The sequence below is a fragment of the Actinokineospora globicatena genome, assembly GCF_024171945.1.
In the GTDB taxonomy this organism is placed as follows: domain Bacteria; phylum Actinomycetota; class Actinomycetes; order Mycobacteriales; family Pseudonocardiaceae; genus Actinokineospora; species Actinokineospora globicatena.
Genome location: NZ_JAMTCR010000009.1, coordinates 39,875 through 57,928, shown reverse-complemented (window position 1 = coordinate 57,928; position 18,054 = coordinate 39,875). Strand labels below are relative to the sequence as shown.

The following is an 18,054-nucleotide window of genomic DNA, read 5'->3' as shown; positions in this document are numbered from 1 at the left end:
CTCATTCCCGACCGGACGAGGTGAACCCGGCTCGCAACGGGCTGTCCGTCATTCGCCCGGTGGACAGCGAAGGCGGCCACGCGTCCACTTGTGGGCATTTCCCCCGGGGACCGGGCCCCGGGCCGCGCAGTGCGCCAGCATGGGATCGTCCTGGCGCCGAGGTCGAGGCAGGCGGAGACGATGGTGCGGTCGACGGAGGACGCGGGCCCGGTGCGCAACGTCATCAGCGGGTCGGTGTCCGGCGATGTGGTGCAGGCCGAGTCGGTCGCGATCTACACCGTGGACGCCGACCAGTTCGTGGCGGGCCGTGACGTCCACCTGCACTTCCGGGACGGGCTGCGGGGCGCTCGGGGTGTGCTGCCCGGCGCGGTGGCCGACCTGTGCCCGTACCCCGGGCTGGCGGAGTTCCGCCCGGACCAGGCGGCCTGGTTCTTCGGTCGGCGGCACCTGGTGGCCGCGGTCGTGCAGCGGCTGGACCAGCGGGTCGAGACGGGGGGCGCGCTGCTGGTGGTGGCGCCGTCGGGGGCCGGGAAGTCGTCGCTGCTGCGGGCGGGGGTGCTGCCCGCGCTGGCCAGTGGGGCGGTACCGGGGTCCCGGGCGTGGCCGTCGGTGTTGATGACGCCGACCGAGCAGCCGGTCCAGGTGCTGGCCCGGTACCTGGCGACGCTGGCGGGCACCGACCCGGGGCGGGCGGCGGACCTCGTCGCGCACCGCCCGGCCGAGCTGGTGGCGAGGCTGCGGGCGGCGGGCCGGGGAGTCCGGCTGGTGGTGATCGTGGACCAGCTCGAGGAGCTGTTCACCGCCTGCGGCGACGAGTGGCAGCGGCACGCGGTGCTGGCCGTGCTGGACCTGCTGGCGCGGCGGGGCCCCGCCGGTGAACCGCCGGTGGCGCTGGTGGTCTACGGCCTGCGCGCCGACTTCTACCCGCGGTGCGCCGAGTACCCGCCGTTGCGCGCCGCCGCGTTCGAGGGACAGGTCCTGGTCGGTCCGATGAGCGAGGAGGACCTGCGGGAGGCGGTGCTGTTCCCCGCCCAGCGCGCCGGGCTGACGGTCGAGCCGGGTCTGGTGGAGCTGCTGCTGCGCGATCTGGGGTCGGCGACGCGCACCGGTCAGGCCGGGCGGCTTCCCCTGCTGGCGCACGCGCTCCGCGTCACCTGGCAGCAACGGCACGGCTCGACGCTGACCGTGCGGGGCTACCAGGCCACCGGCGGCATCGCCCGTGCGGTGGCGACCACCGCGGAGGACATCTTCGGCAAGCTCACGCCGCAGGACCAGGACCTCGCCCGATCGCTGTTCCCACGCTTGGTGGCCATCGCCGACGGGGCCGAGGACACCCGCCGCCGCGTCCACCGCGCCCAGTTGCGGCCCGGTGACCTGCGCCTGGTCGACGCCTTCACCCACGCTCGGCTTCTCACCCAGACCCACGACAGCGTGGAGATCACCCACGAGGCGCTGCTGCACGGCTGGCCGCGGCTGCGGGACTGGATCACCCGCGACCGCGCCGAGATCCTGCTCCGCCAACAGCTCACCGAGGCCGCCGGGTTCTGGGACGCGTCCGGTCACGACCCCGAGGCCCTCTACCGCGGCGCCCGGCTCACCGCGGCCCAGGAGTGGGCCGAGGACCGCGCCGACCTCTCCCCCGCCGAACACCGGTTCCTGCGGGCCAGCACCGACGCCGCCCAGGCGTCGCTCGCGGACGCCCGCCGCACCAACCGCCGCCTCCGCCGCAGGTTGACCGCCGTGGCGTTGACGCTGGTGCTCGCCCTCGCCGCGGGCGTGGTCGCCTTCGTGGAGCGCACCGCCGCCGAGCACGAGCGCGAACAGGCCGTCTCCCGCCAACTCGCCGCCGACGCCCGACTCGCGATGTCGAGGAACCCGCGCGAAGCGATGACCCTGGCCCTGCGGGCCTGGCGCACCGCCCCCACAGCGGAGGCCCGCGGCGCGCTGCTGTCGACCCAGTCCCTCCCCTACGCGGGCAGGCTGAGCCCGGGCATGGTCTACCTGAAGATGGCGGCCAGCCCGGACGGCGCGCTGGCGGCCTTCAGCGGCGTCGAGGGCAGGATCCAGCTGTGGGACACCGCGACCCACACGCCGTTGCCCACGCGGTTCACCGGGCAGACGCGCGGGGTCAACTCGATCGTGTTCTCCCCGGACGGGTCCATGCTGGCGACGGCGTCGATGAGCACGCGCGGGGCCTCGATCACGCCCGCGCTGCGGGTGTGGGACGTGCGCACCGGCGCGCTCACGCACACGCTCCCCGGCACCCAAGCGGTGGCGTGGCGGCCCGACGGGCGGGTGCTGGCGAGCGTCGACCGCGCCAACGGCCGCGACGTCATCGAGTGGGAACCCCACTCCGGCAAGGTAACCGGGCGGATCGCGGCGCCAGCCGGGGGACTTGTCTCCAGTCTGGCGTACAGCCCTGACGGCGCCCTGCTCGCGATGGGCCGGGAAGGGGGCGTCGTCGACGTGTTCCGCGCCGGGGACCAGAACCCGTTGTACCGGGTCACGCTGGCGGGCGAGGGGTTGGCGGTTCTCTCGGTCGCGTTCTCCGACCGGGGTCTGCTGAGCGCGGTGAACGTGGGACCGAGCATCCGGCTGTGGGACGCGGCGACCGGGGCGGCGCGCGGCACCCTCGGCGGCGACAGGTTCGCCGGGATCAGCGGAGGCGTCGCGTTCGTGCCGGGGACCGACCTGCTCGCCACGGCGTCGGTGCGCGGCGTGGTCGACCTGTGGGACACCTCGAAGCGGCGGATCGACGACAGCGTCCCGGTGGGGGCGAACCTGACGGCGACGCTCGCGCTGTCCCGGGACGGATCGACGATGTTGGTCGGGTCCTTCCTCAGCGGTGAGGTGGCGGTGGTGCGGCGGGGCGGCCGGTCGTACGAGGGCGACGTGCCCCAGATCGGCGACTACTCGGCGACCGGCGTCGCGGTCGACCCGGCCGGGACCACCATCGCCTCCGCGCACGCGGACGGGTCGATCCGGCACTGGGACCTCGGTGACCGAAGAGCGCGGGCGGTGCGGCGACCCGATCCCGACGCGGGAGCACCGGGCGACCCGCTGCTCGCCGCGGTGGCGTTCAGCCCGGACGGCACGGAGGTCCGCGTCGCGGGCGACAAGATCAGCGTCTGGCGACCGGGAGCGGACCGCCCACTGGTGCGCTCCGTACCGGGGCGGCTGCTGTCGACACTTGCTGTGTCGCCGGACGGCCGTTTCATCGCCACGCCGTCGCGCACGGCCGAGGTGCGGGGGTCCGACGCGGTCCAGGTGTGGACCCTGCCCGACCTCGACCCGGTCACCACGGTGACACCGGTCGGCCGCGCGGCCGCGGCGAACGTCGTGCGGTTCACACCGGACGGTCGGCGGTTGCTCGCCGGGGTGTACGAGATGGGCGACGGCGTGGAGCACCACAGCGTCCAGGTGTGGGACGTGCCCGGCTTCACCGCGCGCTCCGCGCTCACCCGGACCGCGGCGAGCGTCGTGTCGATGGACATCAGCCCCGACGGCCGCACCCTGGCCACCGGGCACGGGGACGGCGTGGTCCGGCTCTGGTCGGCGGACACCGGGGCCCCGCTGCGGGAGGTCGGTCAGCCGGGGTCGGCGGTGCGCGCGCTGGCCTTCGCCGAGGACGGGACCCTGATCACCGGAACCGTCGACGACCAGGTGCTGCGGCTGTGGAACAGCGCGACGGGTGCGGTCGTGGCGCAGATCAGGGGGCACGCGGGGCTGATCAACCAGGTCGTGGTGACCCCGGACAGCCGGGTCGTGGCGACCGCGAGCGCGGACAGCACCGTCGGGCTGTGGGACCTCGACCCCGAGGTGGTCGCGGCGCGCGTGTGCCGGATCTTGGTGGGAGCGGACTACTTGACCAGGTGCGGGTAGCCGGTAGGGCGGGGTGTTCCCAGAAGGTCGACTGGGCGAGCCCGCGTGGCCACCACGCCCGGCGACGGGCGAACCCGGTCACGCTTTCCACAGTCGACTGAGGACACAGCGGGTGTGGCGCGAGACCCGCGGATCCCGCAGGCCCGCGACCTATCCGGCCCCGTCTTTACAGCGAAACCGGCGGGGTGTCGGGCTGGATAGTCCGAGGGTGATGTGGGTGCTGAGCGGGTACTCACCGCACAGCAGTCGAGAACGAGGAGGACACCGAGTGGCGATCGACGACTCGACCACGCTGACCGTGGGCGTCGAGGAAGAGTTCTTCCTGGTCGACGCGGCGGGCAGGCTTGTGGACCAGGGGCCGGAGACCGCCGAGCGCGGGGCCGCGGCTGTTGACGGTGACCCGGACCTGAAGCCGGAGTTGCTGCGGGCCATGGTCGAGTCGGCGACCGGGATCTGCCATTCCGCTCACCAGGTCGTTGAAGAGCTGACCGAGTTGCGCGGGGCGTTGGCAGGGGCCGCGCGCGAGCAGGGGGCGTTGTTGGTGGCCACGGGGACGGTGCCGCACCAGCAGCCGGATTTCACGCCGGTCGGCCCCGGGGCGCGGTATCGGCAGATCACGGCCCACGTCGGCGAGTTCATGTTCGCCGGGATGACCTGCGGGTGCCACGTCCACGTGGGTGTGGAGGACACGGCGGCGGCGTTGCGGGCGGCGAACCACCTGCGGTTGTGGTTGCCCGCGTTGATCACCGTGTGCGCGAACTCGCCATTCCACGACGGGCGTGACACGGGGTACGCCAGCACCCGGCACCTGCTGTGGGAGCGCTGGCCGTCCGCGGGGCCGCCGCCGTACCTGGACTCGGTGGAGCAGTACGAGGAGTTGGTGGAGGACCTGCTGGCCACGGGGGCGATCCTCGACCGCAAGATGGTGTACTTCGACGTGCGCCCCTCGGAGGACCAGCCGACCGTGGAGACGCGGATCAGCGATGTCGCGCCCACCCCGCGGGAGGCCGCGCTGCTGGCGGTGCTGGTGCGCTCGATCGTGGCCGAGTCGCTCGACGGCGACCGGGACTTCCCCCGGGTACCCACGCAGGTCGTGCGGGCGGCGCAGTGGCGGGCGGCCAAGGACGGGTGGGGCGCGGTCGTCCCAGACCCGTGGTCGGACGGGTACCGACCCGCGCCGGAGATCTTCGCCGACCTGGTCGCCAGGCACGCGCCCGCGCTGCGACGCTCGGACGAGTTGGAGTTCGTGCGGTCGACGTTGGCGTCCCTGGACGAGACGGGCGATGGCGCGACCCGTCAGCGGGCCGCCGGGCTCGACGGTGTGGTGGCGATGCTCGCCGCGCAGACGAAGGGCGCCAGCCTGGCGGGGTTACAGCCGCGATAGGCCGTCCTACCGGGAACCCCGGCGCCTGACATGGGCGCCGGGGTTCTTCTGTGCCCCGCGTTGAGCCGGGTCCGCTGGCCCGGCTCTGCAATAGTGGGAGGGTGGCTACCAGAGTGCGCGAAACGGAACGCAAGTACGAGGCACCGGCGGACTACACGCTGCCGGACCTGACCGGCGCGGGTCCGGTGCACTCGTGCGAGGGTCCGCGCGGCGCCGACCTGGACGCCACGTACTTCGACACCGAGGACCTTCGGCTGGCCCGCGCCGGGATCACGCTGCGCAGGCGCACCGGTGGCGACGACGCCGGGTGGCACGCCAAGCTCCCGGTCGCCCCGCACGTGCGCGACGAGATCCGGTTCCCGCTCGGCCGCGCCAAGACCACGGTGCCCGCCGCGCTGGCCGCCCTGGTCCGCTCGCACACCCTCGGCGCCGCGCTGACCCCGGTCGTGCGGATCACCACCCACCGCGACGAGTGGGACCTGCGTGACGCCGACGGCACGACCATCGCCCTCATCGCCGACGACGCGGTGACGGCGCACCCGGTGGACGGCACGTCCCACTCGTGGCGGGAACTGGAGGTGGAGGCCACCGACCTCGACGTCCTCGCCGCGGTCGGTGCCGTGCTGGGTGCCACGCCCGCGAAGTCGACGTCGAAGCTGGCTCAAGCGCTGGGTGACCGCGCGAGGCCGCGCAAGCCCGCCCCGCTGTCGTCGAACCCGACCGCCGCCGAGGTCGCGGTGACGTACCTGTTGGCGCAGACCGCCGCGATTCGAGCCAACGACACCGGCATCCGGTTGGACACCGATGACTCGATCCACCAGTTCCGGGTCGCATGCCGCCGGTTGCGCAGCGCGTTGCGGGCTTTCCGGCCGCTGCTGGACGCCGACCGGGTCAACGCGCTGCGGGCGGAGCTGAAGTGGATCGGCGGGATCGCGTCGCCCGCCCGGGACGCGGAGGTGCTCGCGGCGGAGTTGGCGGCCGAGCTGCGTGCGCTGCCGTCCGAGGACGTGCTGGGCGCTGTCCCGGCGCAGGTGGACGCCGAGCTGAGCCGGACCGAGGCGGACGCGCGCAAGGAGCTGCTGTCCGCTTTGGACGGTGACCGCTACCTCGCGTTCCTCGGCGACCTGGACGCGCTCCTGGCCGACCCGCCGTGGACGAAGAAGGCGCGTCGGCCCGCCGTCCACCAGCTGCGCAAGCCGGTGATCAAGGCGTGGCGGACGCTGCAGGCCTCGGTCGCCGCCGTGGACAGCGCCTCCGATCGGGACGCTGCGCTGCACCAGGTGCGCAAGGACGCGAAGAAGGCCCGCTACGCGGCGGAGGCCGTCGCCCCCGCGTTCGGCCCGAAGCTGGAGCGGTGGGGGAAGAAGGTCAAGAAGTCGCAGTCGGTGCTGGGGGTCCGGCAGGACGTGGCCGTGGCCCGGGGCGCGCTGCGCGGGATGGGCGTGCGGGCGCACCTGAGCGGGGAGAACGGGTTCACCTACGGGGTGCTGTACGCCCGCCAGGAGGCACGTGGCCGCCGCGCCGAGGAGTCGTTCGGGCGGGTGTGGAAGAAGGTCCTGGGCGTCAAGGGCCCGGGCTGGCTGCGGTAGTGGTCTGGCAGATCCTCGGTTTCGGGGACCCGTGGGTGGAGCACGAGATCGTGGTCGACACCATGCCCCGCGCCGACATCGCCCGAACCGTGGGCTTCGACGGCCACACCTACCACCTCGGCGGCGGGGTAGAACTGACCGACTCGATGAAGGCAGTGTTCACGGAGCGACTCGGCATCGAGTTCAACCCCGCCCTGACCTATGTCGCCGAGAACGTCTCGGACTACCACGGACAACTGGTGCACGGCCTGGCTGACTTCGCCGACGAGCTCCTTCCGTTCCTGAGGGAAAGCGGTGGGAGGCTGACTTTTGGGATCGGCAACGCTGGCCTCGAGGATGGGGAACTGGTGCTGCTGCTGACGTCTCACTCGCGGTATCCACCGCCGCCAGCTGAGCCTGTGCTGACTATTGACCGGGAGCGGGCAGAGTTAACGCTAGTTCTTGGGGTGGATTGAGTGCGTTGCAACGACGCTATGCGGGCGCTGCTTGCGGACGTGGACTTAGCTGGCGTGAGTGAGGCAGATCTACCTGCTGGGTGGATGCGCACTGCGGCGGGGCTGGGGTGGACCGTCGAGGCGGATGGCGCTGTGGTGGCTACGGCGTTGCGCGCTACGTACTCGGGGCTGCGGTCGGGGTTCAGTGACCTTGTGGGGTATGAGGGCGCGGTGAACGGCCGGTCGGTTGTTGACTATGACTTGCCTGAGGGTGCGGACCGCTTGAACTTGTTGGTGCGGCGGTCTTGGGCTTATGTGACGGGGATGCTTGCTGCTGCTCGGGGGGTGGGGGCGGTGGTTGGGTTTGTAGGTGTGGGGACGTCGGCGACTGAGCAGCCGTTTTGGGAGGCTCATGTGACGTTTTGGGTTGAGCGGGTGGGGGTGGAGGGGTACTTCGGGCTGTCGTCGGGGGAGGCTGGTTTGGTGCTGGGGGTTGGGGATGTTGCTTGAGGCTGGTGGGGGGAGTTTGATCTTGCGCGCGTGGTTGCGCACAAGGGGTTGAGTTGTCCACAGGCTCTACTTTCAGACTCTCCAGCCGTTGCGTCCCCTGGGTAGGCTGTGTATTCGGGGGACTTTGGGGCGGGTTGATCTTGCGGGTGTGCTGTGAGCTGGGGGAATCCGGCTCTCGTGCCTCCGCTGCGCTGCGGTGGACGCCTCGGCTGCGCCATCGGATTGACGCGAGTTTCGAGCCTTGCTCGATGCGACGAACTTATTTTGCGCGGGGCCCCTACGACACCCGCGGCAGGACCGCAAAGCAGGGGCCGAAAAGCATGGCCCTGTCCGCTGAACGACGCTACGGGCACCGTCCCCCCACACAAAACAAGTCCACCCCATCGAGCCGGCCTGGCACCAGCGACTCGGGTGGAGCGCGGGGCGCCAACGTCGTCGGCGGGCGTCTTGGGGGCAACGTTGTCGGCGGGTGCTTGGGGGCCGACGTTGTGGGGGCTTCGCCAGTCGTTGCGGGTGGGCTGGGACTGGGGGGCGGGGACTTGGTGGAGCGTGGGCGGCCTTGGTGTCGGGCTTGGTGGAGCGCGGGGCAGCAAAGCGGTCGGGGCTGGTGGCGCGTGGAGGCAAGGTGGGTGGGCGTGTGGGGCGATGCGGGCGGGACTGGTGGAGCGGGGGGTGGCTCGGCGGGCCAGCCTGGTGGGGCGCGGGGGAAACAGGCGCGAGGGGCAGGGTGGGTTATTCGGTGCTGTGGACGGGGAGGAGGTGGTCTAGGCCGCTGGCGGTGAAGGCTGCGGCGGCGGGGCTGTCGGGGGGTGTGATGAGGCGGAGGGCTCGGTTGGCGGCTCGGAGGTCCGTTACCTGTTCGTAGAGGACTCGGAGGGCGGCGCTGGTGAGGAGGTCTACGGCGGCGAGGATGATGAGGCATTCGCCGGGGCCGCTGCGGGAGGCTTCTTGGAGGGCGGCTCGGAGTTCCGGGGCGTTGGAGGAGTCGAGGACGCCGGTGGCGAAGACGCGGATTGTGGTGCCGGTGATCTCGGTCTTCACCGACAAGGCGTGAGGGGCCGTGACCGGGTGTGGTGGGTCGAAGTCCGGTAGCGGTACCGGGGGGCGGCGGATGGCGCGGCGCATGTGGACGGTAGTGCCGTCTTCGTCGGTGTCGACGTGGAGGTGGTCGCTGCATTCGCGCATCATGAGCATGCCGCGGCCGCGGTAAGGGGTGCGTTCGACGGGTTCGCGCCAGGTGCCGGTGTCGGCGACGGTTACGGTCACGCCGCCGATGCCGTCGAGTTCGCCTACGACCGTGACGATGCCAGTGTGGTCGCGGTAGCCGTGTTCGATCGAGTTCGTGACCGCCTCTACGACGCACAGTGCGATAGCGGTGCGGTCGTCACGGTGGGCAGAGAGAGCGTCAAGCCAAGCGTTGAGTTCACGGTGCAGGACGACCAATTGCTCAGCCACGCCAGGTAGCGCCAACTCCAGCCGTGGAGCCGGACCGGCAAGGACAGTGGCAGCGAGAACGGTCACGTCATCGCGAGAGGTCTGGTTGTCGACTAGAGCGGCGAGCGCCGAACACAAGCGGTCGGGCAACTCTCGCGGGTCGTTGCCAGCGTTCTGCACCGCGACGTGGGCAACGCAGTCAACGAGCCGATCGCGCGACTCCGTGAACCCGCGCCCAGGTGCCTCCACCACGCCATCCGAATAGAGCACCAAAGTCTCGCCCTGGCTCAGGGTGGAGTAAGAGACAGGCGAGTCACTGTCAAGGAACGCCAGCGGTGGCCCTACCTGGCCCTCGAGGAACCGCGGGACTCCGTCGGCACCTAGCACCAACGGGCGCGGATGCCCCCTGCTGCCGTGCTCCAGCACCCTGGTCAGCCGGTCGAGCACCACTACGCACACCGTCGACCCTCGCGCGTCCGGGGACAGCCGGGCGATGGTGTCGAGCGCGCGCAGGACCTCACTGACCGTGCCACCCCGCACCAACCGCTCGGCAGCGACCGCGCGCAGTTGACCCATCGCGCCGGAAGCCGTCGGCCCATGTCCCACGACGTCGCCAAGCACGAAACCGACCCGGTCGCCGGGCATGGTCACCACGTCGTACCAGTCGCCGCCCGCCGTGAGCCACTCCCCCGCGGGCACGTACGCGGCGCCGAGCCCGAGGTCCGGCAGCAGCGGCAGGCCTGTCGGCAGCAGGTTGCGCTGGAGTTGGAGGGTGACGCGGCGCTCGGCGGCCAGGCGTTGGCGGACCTCGGCGACCTCGGCTTGGGCGGCGTGGCGCTGGCGGACGGAGGCGGTGACGTCGATGACGTGCGCGACCAGCACCGGGTCGCCGTCGGGGCCGGGCACGCGCACGACGCTGTAGGTGAAGTAGCCCTCGACCAGGTCACCCGCGCCGGTCAGGTCGATCTCGACCCGCCGCTCCACACCCAGCTGCGGTTCGCCGGTGCGCGCGACCTGGTCGAGCATCTCGAACACCTGCTGGCCCGCCGCCTCCGGCACGGCCTCCCGCACCGGGGTGCCGAGCAGCCCCGGGCGGTCACCGACGCTGGCGCGCGCCAACCGGTTGGCGGCGACGATGCGGTGCCCCGGCCCGGCGAACACCCACATGATCGCGGGCGCCGTCTCGAACGCGAGCGCCGCGGCCTGGGTCTCGTGCAGTTCGGTGCCCCCCATCACGACGCTGGTCCCCGCGGGCAAGCGTGGCCCCCACCCGGGTGACGCGCAACATCGACCCCACCGGTGTGAGCGGGGTCCGCGGTGGATACCCGACCAGCGTGAGCCAACACCATGACGGGCCGGACACCAAGCCGGACGACGACCTGCTCGACCGCAGCACCGAGCCGCTGGAGGACTACGCCAGCAAGCGGACCCACGAGGCCCCCCGGGTCGACCACGCCGAGGCCGACCCCGACAGCGCCGACGAGACCGACGCGGCGGCCCCCGAACCCGAGGCCCAGGAGCCGCCGGACTGACGCATCAGTCCTTCTCGTCGAGGTGTTCGCCGGTCAGCCGGTGGAACCCCTTGGCGCCCGCGCGGTCCACGCTCGCCTTCACCACGCCGAAGATCGCCCCCTGCAGCAGGGCGGCGAGCAGCACCTCCCGGGTCGAGTGCTCCGGTGACGTGGCCTCGGGCGCCTCGTCGTCACCGGTCACCCCGCGCCAGACCCGCTTGAACACCAGGCCCGCCAGGAGTCCGCCCAGGACGCTGATCAGCAGGCTCAACGGCCGGTAGAGCAGTCGCACGACTACCTCCCCAGCAGTCGGACGAGCAGGGCGACCAGCGCGGCGACCGCGGCGGCACCCAGGGCGACCGGGACCGGGTTGCGGCGGGCGACCACCACGGCGTCACCGGCCTTGGCCTTGGCCTCGTGGGCACGCTCGGTCAGCGCGCCGCGCACCTGCTCGGTCTTCTCCCCCACCCTGCGCTTGACGTCGGTCTTGGCCGCGAGCGCGTCGACCGTCTCGGCCAACTCACCCCTGGCCTGTTCGATGTCGGCGCGCAGCGCGGCCTGTTCGGCGCTCTTGCTCATCGGTGGGCACTCTCCTTCACGGTCGCCACGTCCTGGCGGGTGCTCTTGATCGCCTGCTCCGGGATGGGCGGGGTGGCGTGCTTGACCCGGTTGGCCGCCACGGCGGCGAGTACCCCGGCCACCAGCAGCAGCGCGCCCGCGACGATCAGGGCGGCTGCCCAGACCGGCAGCGCGGTCGCGAGCCCGGCGACGGCGGCGGCCACGAACGTCGCCACGGCGAACCAGACGAGGACCCCGGCGGTGCCACCGAGGGCGGCGCCGATCCCCGCCTGCTTGCCCTTGTCCTTGAGTTCGGCCTTGGCCAGCGCGAGTTCGTCGCGCAGCAAGCGGGACACCTGCTCGCTGAGCTTGCCGACCAGTTCTCCGGTGGAGGGCTCTTGTTTCGCCTCGTTCATACCCCTGGGTTACCCGCCACCACGTGCGGTTACTCCTGTGCGTCGGCACGTGTGCACGCCCGTGCAGGGGGTAAGGGAAGCGGTGACAGGTGTGGGAGTGCCCGAGTTGGGTATTCGGCACCCGTGACCGACCCGCACTTTCCGCGCCGCAGGATGGCGCCCGCCTACCCTCCCGGACCTACTCAGGGGACAGGCGAGGTAGTGGAGTTGCGTGTCGACGCCTCCCACTCCCAGCTGCCGTTGGTTCGAACGGTGTCCGCTGCCGTGGCGATGCGGCGCGACTACGACATCGACTCGATCGCGGACCTGCGGCTGCTGGTGGACGAGGCGTGCGCGATGTTGCTGGGGCGCGCGGTGCCGTTCGGGACGCTAGAGGTCAGGCTGCAGGTCGCCGAGGGTGGCGTGCTGGCGCGGTGCGTGGTCCCGGTGCTCGACGAGGTGCCGCTGGAGCGCTCGGGCCTCGGGTGGACGCTGGTGTCCTCGCTGGCCGAGTGGGTGCGCGACGAGGTGCGCCCAGGGCCGGTCTTCTCGGAGCTGGTCATCGAGTTCGGCATGGCGAACAGGACGGGCCAGGAGTGACGCAACCGCAACCCGATATGGCAAGCGATCGTGCTGATAACTCGGGATACGCCCACCTCAACCCGGTTCTAGAGGAGTTCGCGGCGCTACCTCCGACCAGTACGCGGCGGGCGAAACTGCGCTCTGAGCTGGTCACCGCGTTCTTGCCTCTTGCGCAACACGTCGCGCGGCGCTTCGCGAACCGCGGCGAGCCTTACGATGACCTTTTGCAGGTAGCGACGGTAGGGCTAATCAACGCCATCGACCGGTTCGATCCGACGCGCGGTAGCGACTTCATGTCGTTCGCGGTGCCCACGGTGATGGGCGAGGTGCGTAGGCACTTCCGGGACACCAGTTGGTCTATGCGGGTACCGCGCAGGCTCAAGGAGCTGCATCTATCGCTCGCGGGTGCTACCGCCGAGATGTCGCAGCACCTGGGGAGGGCGCCGACGCCGCGCGAGCTGGCGGAACGGTTGGACCTACCGGTGGAAGACGTCTACGCGGGTCTCCAGGCGAGCGCGGTGTACCGGTCGCGGTCGTTGGACGAGATCATCGGCGTGGACGAGTCGACCGGATCGGTCGGGGACCGGATCGGTGTCGAGGACCGCGGCATGGCGGACGTGGAGTACCACGAGACGCTCAAGCCGCTGCTGGCCAGGCTGCCCGACCGCGAGCGCAAGATCCTGCTGCTGCGGTTCTACGGCAACCAGACCCAGACCCAGATCGCCGACCAGGTCGGGTTGTCGCAGATGCACGTGTCGCGGCTGCTGGCCAAGACGCTCAGCGCGCTGCGGGCGGCGATGACCGAGGACGACGACTAGCCAGCGACGACTAGTCAGCGCTGCGCGCGCGGCGCATCTCGGCCCGCTCGTGCTCGTCTAACCCTCCCCACACGCCGTAGGGCTCCGCGGTGCGCAAGGCGTGGTCGCGGCACCGCCGCAGCACCGGGCACCGCGCGCAGACCAGTTTCGCGGCCCGGACCCGGCGGACCCTGGCGAGTCCGCGTTCGTTGTCCGGGCTGAAGAACCGGTCGACCGGCAAGGTCTGGCAGGCGCCGCGGTCCTGCCACGGCTCAAGGGCGCTCCTCACCCCACCGCGATACCCGGGTGGGCCGAACGCGAAACGCCCCGACCACAACCGGGTGATGACGGTCGGTGATCGGGGCGGTGCGGGACGGTGCTGGGTGGTGCCGCCGACCGGACGGGGTGGGGGTTGTCCGGTCGGCGGCGTGAGTCGCCATCGCGGGGGCACACGGGCGTGCGTCCAGCGACGTTGGGGGAACATCTCCGGGAAACGTCCGCGGGTCTTCCTCCGCGCGGCGACATCCTGTCCAACGCGCGACCACCCCCGCGCGTTCCCGAGCAGGGGTGGTCTCTGTCACTCTCCGCAGTAACCCGGTGGTAACCGGCAGCTCAGCCCGCGAGCGCGTCGGCCACCGTCGGCCGCAGCTCGAGCAGGTCCGCAAGACCGCTGATCTCCAGCACCCTGGTGGCCATCGACGCGCCCACCACGAGCCGGAACACGGTGCCCGCCGCGTCGGCGCGCTCGGCGGCCCTGGCCAGGTTGGCGACGGCGGCCGAGCCGAAGAAGGTCACCCGGTCCAGGTCGACCACGACCAGGCTCGCGCCGCCGTCGATGGCGGTGGCCATGGCGTCGGCGAAGCGGGGCGCGGTGAGCAGGTCGATCTCGCCGCCCGCGCGGACCACGACGGCCCCCTCGGGGTGCTTGTCGACGGTGACCTCCAGCAGCGGCGGCGATGGCGCGGCGCCGGGGACCGGCTCGGGGGTGGGGGTGGAGGCGGGCATGACGGCATTCTCCCAGCCGCGCCGGGTGGGCGGCAGCGCGAAAGCGACGCGGCGGGCCACCGGTTGCCCTGCCGCCCACCCGTCGCGCCGGTAGCGTTCAGGCATGATCGGTCTGCCCGACGGTGTCACGGCCTGCTTGTTCGACCTCGACGGCGTGCTCACCAGCACCGCGACCTTGCACCAGATCGCGTGGAAACAGACTTTCGACGAGTTCCTCGCGCACCGCTCTGACGGCGACCGCTCGCCGTTCACCCCACACGACTACGCCGCCTATGTCGACGGCAGGCCGCGAGCCGACGGTGTGCGCACCTTCTTGGCCTCGCGCGGGATCCGGCTTCCGGAGGGCGACGCGAATGACTCACCCGACGCGGAGACGACCAACGGGGTCGGTAACCGCAAGAACGACGCGTTGCTGCGGCTGATCGAGGAGAAGGGCGTGCAGCCCTACCCGGGCTCGGTCGCGTACCTGGAGGCGGCGCGCGCGGCGGGGTTGAGCATCGGGGTGGTGACCTCTTCGGCCAACGGCGAGCACGTACTAGAGGTGGCAGGGCTAACACCGTTCGTTCAGGTGCGCGTCGACGGTCTGACGATCGTGGAGCAGCGGCTGCGCGGTAAGCCCGCCCCGGACTCGTTCCTGGCCGGTGCACGCGCTCTAGGAGTGGCGCCGGGTGAGGCCGCGGTGTTCGAAGACGCGCTATCGGGGGTAGAGGCTGGTCGCGCGGGCGGGTTCGGTTACGTCGTCGGCGTCGATAGGGCTGACCAGGCGGACCAGCTGCTGGAGCGCGGGGCCGACGTGGTGGTCGACGACTTGGCGGACTTGCTGAACGGGGCGAAGTGAGCGGCGGTTTCGATCTAGCACCGTGGGAGCTGCGGTGGAGCGGCCTCGCGGTGGACCAGTTGCACCGCACGGAGTCGGTGTTCGCGCTGTCCAACGGGCACGTGGGGTTGCGCGGCAGTCTCGACGAGGGTGAGCCGGTAGGGCTACCGGGGACGTACCTGAACGGGTTCTACGAGGAGCACGCGCTGCCTTACGCGGAGGCGGGGTACGGCTACCCCGAGGCCGGGCAGACCGTGGTGAACGTGACCGACGGCAAGATCATCCGGCTGCTGGTCGAGGACGAGCCGCTGGACATGCGCTACGGGCGGGCGCTGGAGCACCACCGCACGCTCGACTTCCGCACCGGGGTGCTGACCCGCGAGACGCTGTGGGAGTCGCCGACCGGTCGCCGGGTCCGGGTGCGCACCCAGCGGCTGGTGTCGTTCACCCAGCGCGCGGTGGCGGCCATCCGCTACGAGGTCGAGGCGGTCGGTGGGGACGCGGGCGGGCCCGAGGAGACCCAGCTGGTGGTCCAGTCGGACCTGCTGGCCAACGAGCCGATCGAGAGCAGGACCCGCGACCCCCGGGTGGCGCTGGCGCTGAAGTCGCCGCTGGCCGGTGAGTCGAGCCACTGCTCGGGGCTGCGGGCGGTGCTGGTGCACCGGACCAAGGAGTCCGGGCTGCGGCTGGCGGCGGGGATGGACCACGAGGTCGAGGACCTGCCCGGGCTGCGCACCGAGGTGAGCGCCGAGGACGACCTGGCGCGGCTGACGGTGGCGGCGGACATCCCGGTCGGCGGGGTGCTGCGGCTGACCAAGTACCTGGGGTACGGCTGGTCGAGCACCCGCTCGGGGCCCGCGCTGCGCGCCCAGGTGGAGGCGGCGCTGGCGGGGGCGCTGCAGACCGGGTGGGACGGACTGCTGGCCGAGCAGCGCGCGTTCCTGGACGACTTCTGGGCGGCCGCGGACGTCGAGATCGACGGCGACGACGAGTTGCAGCAAGCGGTGCGGCTCGGGCTGTTCCACATCTTGCAGGCGGGGGCCCGCGGGGAGAGCCGCGCGATCCCGGGTAAGGGGCTGACTGGCCCCGGGTACGACGGGCACGCGTTCTGGGACACCGAGACGTTTGTGCTGCCGGTGTTGACGTACACGATGCCGGAGGCGGCTAGAGACGCACTGCGGTGGCGGCACGCGACCTTGCCGTTGGCGCAAGAGCGCGCGGCAGTGCTGGGTAAGCGCGGTGCGGCATTCCCGTGGCGGTCGATCAACGGTAAGGAGTGCTCGGCGTACTGGCCCGCGGGGACGGCGGCGTTCCACGTCAGCGCTGACATCGCCGACGCGGTCGCCCGGTACCACGCGGCGACGCTCGACACCGAGTTCGACCGGGAAGCGGGCACGGAGTTGCTCGTGGAGACCGCGCGGCTGTGGCGGTCGCTGGGCCACCACGACCCGCACGACGGGTTCCGGCTCGACGGGATCACCGGGCCGGACGAGTACTCGGCGGTGGTCGACAACAACATCTACACGAACCTGATGGCGCAGAAGAACCTGCGCGAGGCGATCGCGGCGTGCGAGCGCAACCCGCGGGTCGCGAACCGGCTCGAGGTAAGCGCCACGGAGATAGAGGAGTGGTCGCGCGCGGCGGACCGGATGCGCATCCCCTTCGACGAGATGCTCGGGGTACACGAGCAGGCCGAGGGGTTCACCGCGCACGAAGAGTGGGACTTCGAGGGGACCGAGGCAGAGAAGTACCCGCTGCTCTTGCACTACCCGTACTTCGAGCTCTACCGCAGGCAGGTCGTGAAGCAGGCCGACCTGGTTCTTGCCCTGCACCTGCGTGGGGACGCGTTCACGCTAGAACAGAAGGCGCGTGACTTCGCCTACTACGAGGCTCGCACTGTCCGCGACTCGTCGTTGTCGGCGGGGACTCAGTCGGTCGTCGCGGCTGAGTGCGGTCACCTGGACCTCGCTTACGCCTACCTGGCCGAGGCAGCGCTAACTGACCTGAACGACTTGCACCACAACGTGGCCAACGGCCTGCACATGGCGTCGCTGGCGGGTGCGTGGCAGGCGATCGTGGCCGGTCTGGGCGGCATGCGGGACCACGGCGGCGAGCTGACGTTCGCGCCCCGGCTGCCGTCGGCGCTGGAGCGGGTGGCGTTCCGGATGTGCTTCCAGGGCAGCCGGCTGCAGGTCGAGATCACCGGCGAGGAGGCCACCTACCGGCTGATCTCCGGCGACCCCGTGCACACCAGCCACCACGGCTCCCCGGTCGTGGTCGACGGCGAGGTGACGCTGCCGATCCCCGCTCCCCCGGACTTCCCCACGCCGTCCGCCCCGCCGGGCCGGGAGCCGCGCCGCCGCACCAAGGCGGGCGACTCAGGTACGCAGGAGCCGTAGGACCGCCCGCTCGAGCGGCTCCCGGATCTCGTCCGGCCCCTTCCCGGCGAGCCGCTTGAGCGCGGTCTGGATCGTGCGGCCGTCGGTGAACGCCTCGACCACCCTTGGGTCCACATAGGACTTCCTGGCCATGGCGGGGGTGTTGCCCAACTGCTCGGCGACCGCCTTCATCACGGCCGAGACCGCGCGCTTGCTCGGCGGCCCATCGTGGGCGGCGAACTCGGTGGCGGCCAACACGGTGGCAGTCCAGGTCCGCATGTCCTTGACGGTGAAGTCGTCCCCCGCGAACTCCTTGAACCGCTCGTTGACCTCCGCGGCCCGGATTTCCCCGTCTTTGTGGCAAAACAGCCGGTCGTCGTCCTTCTTGCCCTTGCGCAGGGCGACGATAAGCTTGCCCAGCAACGGGTCTTTGATCGTGGCGACACGCTGTTGCCCGCTCTTGGCCGGGAACTCGAAGTACAGCTGGCCGTTGCGCGGAACCACATGTCCTCTCAGGAGCGTCGACACCCCACGCGAATCGTTCTCCTCCGCGTACTCCTCACCCCCGACCCGGAACACACCCCGGTCCAGGATGCGCAAGGCACCCGCCAGAACCCGATCCCTGGTCAACCCCCGCCCGGATAGATCGGCCTCGATCCTCTCCCGCACCCCCGGCAACCGCCGCGCCAACACCAACACCCGCTCGTGCTTCTCCGCGTCCCGATCCACCCGCCACTGCTCGTGGTACAGGTACTGCTTGCGCCCCGCCTCATCCACC

General features: G+C 71.5%; 17 protein-coding genes. 10 read left to right on the top strand and 7 right to left on the bottom strand.

The features are described from left to right. The first annotated feature begins 183 nt into the window (after positions 1-183). The 5 genes from LV79_RS34750 to LV79_RS33450 all read left to right on the top strand — a co-directional run bounded on the left by LV79_RS34750 (position 184) and on the right by LV79_RS33450 (position 7,799). Positions 184-3,882 carry an nSTAND1 domain-containing NTPase gene (locus LV79_RS34750; protein WP_253842343.1) on the top strand — a complete coding sequence of 1,233 codons (3,699 nt, stop codon included), beginning with the start codon at positions 184-186 and terminating at the stop codon, positions 3,880-3,882. Positions 3,883-4,150: 268 nt separating this feature from the next. Then, positions 4,151-5,266 carry a carboxylate-amine ligase gene (locus LV79_RS33465; RefSeq protein ID WP_253842340.1) on the top strand — a complete coding sequence of 372 codons (1,116 nt, stop codon included), beginning with the start codon at positions 4,151-4,153 and terminating at the stop codon, positions 5,264-5,266. Between the two features lie 101 nt (positions 5,267-5,367). Beyond that, entirely contained in the window at positions 5,368-6,855 is a 1,488-nt protein-coding gene (locus tag LV79_RS33460) for a CYTH and CHAD domain-containing protein (RefSeq protein WP_253842339.1), read from the top strand. A gap of 35 nt (positions 6,856-6,890) precedes the next feature. After that, on the top strand, positions 6,891-7,310 hold the full coding sequence (locus tag LV79_RS33455; RefSeq protein WP_253842338.1) for a hypothetical protein: 420 nt from the start codon (positions 6,891-6,893) through the stop codon (positions 7,308-7,310). Continuing rightward, positions 7,311-7,799, top strand: a complete 489-nt coding sequence (locus LV79_RS33450) for a hypothetical protein (RefSeq protein ID WP_253842337.1) — start codon at positions 7,311-7,313, stop codon at positions 7,797-7,799. Between the two features lie 732 nt (positions 7,800-8,531). Here LV79_RS33450 and LV79_RS33445 read toward each other — a convergent pair. Further along, complete coding sequence (locus LV79_RS33445; RefSeq protein ID WP_253842336.1) at positions 8,532-10,466, bottom strand: SpoIIE family protein phosphatase; 1,935 nt, start codon at positions 10,464-10,466, stop codon at positions 8,532-8,534. Positions 10,467-10,567: 101 nt separating this feature from the next. Here LV79_RS33445 and LV79_RS33440 point away from each other — a divergent pair, with 101 nt between their 5' ends. Next, on the top strand, positions 10,568-10,765 hold the full coding sequence (locus LV79_RS33440) for a hypothetical protein (protein WP_253842335.1): 198 nt from the start codon (positions 10,568-10,570) through the stop codon (positions 10,763-10,765). Positions 10,766-10,769: 4 nt separating this feature from the next. Here LV79_RS33440 and LV79_RS33435 read toward each other — a convergent pair whose 3' ends face one another. Genes LV79_RS33435 through LV79_RS33425 form a run of 3 tightly spaced genes read right to left on the bottom strand, consistent with a single transcriptional unit; the run spans position 10,770 to position 11,718 of the window. Then, complete coding sequence (locus LV79_RS33435; RefSeq protein WP_253842334.1) at positions 10,770-11,036, bottom strand: DUF4235 domain-containing protein; 267 nt, start codon at positions 11,034-11,036, stop codon at positions 10,770-10,772. Positions 11,037-11,038: 2 nt separating this feature from the next. Then, on the bottom strand, positions 11,039-11,323 hold the full coding sequence (locus LV79_RS33430; protein WP_253842333.1) for a DUF3618 domain-containing protein: 285 nt from the start codon (positions 11,321-11,323) through the stop codon (positions 11,039-11,041). Beyond that, on the bottom strand, positions 11,320-11,718 hold the full coding sequence (locus LV79_RS33425; protein WP_253842332.1) for a phage holin family protein: 399 nt from the start codon (positions 11,716-11,718) through the stop codon (positions 11,320-11,322). The genes LV79_RS33430 and LV79_RS33425 overlap by 4 nt, the downstream gene beginning before the upstream one ends. Before the next feature lie 252 nt (positions 11,719-11,970). On the opposite strand from LV79_RS33425, the gene LV79_RS33420 reads away from it, so the two are divergent. Beyond that, a complete protein-coding gene (locus tag LV79_RS33420) occupies positions 11,971-12,297 on the top strand; it encodes a hypothetical protein (protein ID WP_253842331.1) in 327 nt (108 codons plus the stop codon). A 17-nt stretch (positions 12,298-12,314) separates the two neighbouring features. After that, positions 12,315-13,097, top strand: a complete 783-nt coding sequence (locus LV79_RS33415; RefSeq protein ID WP_253842385.1) for a SigB/SigF/SigG family RNA polymerase sigma factor — start codon at positions 12,315-12,317, stop codon at positions 13,095-13,097. A gap of 10 nt (positions 13,098-13,107) precedes the next feature. Here the strand turns inward: LV79_RS33415 and LV79_RS33410 are convergent, their stop codons facing one another. After that, a complete protein-coding gene (locus LV79_RS33410) occupies positions 13,108-13,365 on the bottom strand; it encodes a WhiB family transcriptional regulator (RefSeq protein ID WP_253842330.1) in 258 nt (85 codons plus the stop codon). A 323-nt stretch (positions 13,366-13,688) separates the two neighbouring features. Further along, entirely contained in the window at positions 13,689-14,186 is a 498-nt protein-coding gene (locus LV79_RS33405) for an STAS domain-containing protein (protein ID WP_253842329.1), read from the bottom strand. On the opposite strand from LV79_RS33405, the gene LV79_RS33400 reads away from it, so the two are divergent. Further along, the gene (locus LV79_RS33400) at positions 14,185-14,919 is read left to right on the top strand and encodes an HAD family hydrolase (RefSeq protein WP_253842328.1); all 735 of its coding nucleotides are present in this window, start codon (positions 14,185-14,187) and stop codon (positions 14,917-14,919) included. The two genes, LV79_RS33405 and LV79_RS33400, sit on opposite strands and share 2 nt — an antisense overlap. After that, positions 14,916-17,297, top strand: a complete 2,382-nt coding sequence (locus tag LV79_RS33395; protein WP_253842327.1) for a glycoside hydrolase family 65 protein — start codon at positions 14,916-14,918, stop codon at positions 17,295-17,297. The genes LV79_RS33400 and LV79_RS33395 overlap by 4 nt, the downstream gene beginning before the upstream one ends. Here the strand turns inward: LV79_RS33395 and LV79_RS33390 are convergent. Next, positions 17,277-18,053 carry a DNA topoisomerase IB gene (locus LV79_RS33390; RefSeq protein WP_308208981.1) on the bottom strand — a complete coding sequence of 259 codons (777 nt, stop codon included), beginning with the start codon at positions 18,051-18,053 and terminating at the stop codon, positions 17,277-17,279. The genes LV79_RS33395 and LV79_RS33390 overlap by 21 nt on opposite strands. Between the last annotated feature and the right edge of the window lies 1 nt (position 18,054).

What these genes read in the sequence shown, in the direction of transcription:
- LV79_RS33445 (WP_253842336.1), bottom strand. Translation starts at nt 10,466, where the DNA reads ATGGGGGGCACCGAACTGCACGAGACCCAGGCCGCGGCGCTCGCGTTC.
- LV79_RS33430 (WP_253842333.1), bottom strand. Translation starts at nt 11,323, where the DNA reads ATGAGCAAGAGCGCCGAACAGGCCGCGCTGCGCGCCGACATCGAACAG.
- LV79_RS33425 (WP_253842332.1), bottom strand. Translation starts at nt 11,718, where the DNA reads ATGAACGAGGCGAAACAAGAGCCCTCCACCGGAGAACTGGTCGGCAAG.
- LV79_RS33415 (WP_253842385.1), top strand. Translation starts at nt 12,315, where the DNA reads ATGGCAAGCGATCGTGCTGATAACTCGGGATACGCCCACCTCAACCCG.
- LV79_RS33400 (WP_253842328.1), top strand. Translation starts at nt 14,185, where the DNA reads ATGATCGGTCTGCCCGACGGTGTCACGGCCTGCTTGTTCGACCTCGAC.
- LV79_RS33405 (WP_253842329.1), bottom strand. Translation starts at nt 14,186, where the DNA reads ATGCCTGAACGCTACCGGCGCGACGGGTGGGCGGCAGGGCAACCGGTG.